Origin of the sequence: Fulvivirga aurantia (genome assembly GCF_009711475.1) — a bacterium.
Classification (GTDB): Bacteria; Bacteroidota; Bacteroidia; order Cytophagales; family Cyclobacteriaceae; genus Fulvivirga; species Fulvivirga aurantia.
Genome location: NZ_SMMD01000088.1, coordinates 1 through 436, shown reverse-complemented (window position 1 = coordinate 436; position 436 = coordinate 1). Strand labels below are relative to the sequence as shown.

The 436-nt window shown below is 39.2% G+C and carries 1 protein-coding gene; it reads right to left on the bottom strand.

The annotated features are described in order from the left end of the window. A partial coding sequence (locus E1176_RS20065) for a hypothetical protein (RefSeq protein WP_185152456.1) occupies positions 1–436 on the bottom strand: 436 nt, incomplete at both ends.

The window sequence follows — 436 nt, the reverse complement described above, 5'->3', positions numbered from 1 at the left end:
GATATCATCAAAAAGATCAGGTGAAGGTGTTCTGTAAGCACCAATTTGCACACGTAGGTTTACACCCAGCCCCTCCTGACCAGCTTTACGCTCGAGTGCCTCATACTCATTATAAGTCATGTAGTATTTAATGTCTTTAATAAGATCGTCATCATTTTTTGAGTCAAAATTCAGGTCACTCAATGTAGCATCATCCGCGTTTATATAATTACCAGCATTGGGATCGCTACCAAGTTGTTTATACCTAAAAAACTGCTCTTTTTCTTCATTGGAAAACTGATCAACAACATTACCAGTAGCATCTGTTATTAGAATGTTAGCGCCAATTCCGGAATCTTCTGCTCCCAACGTGTAAAAATATTGCTGATCACCCGGTAATGCCTTGAAATTAAACTTACCCTGTGCGTCTGATCTGGTAGAATCAATCACATTACCG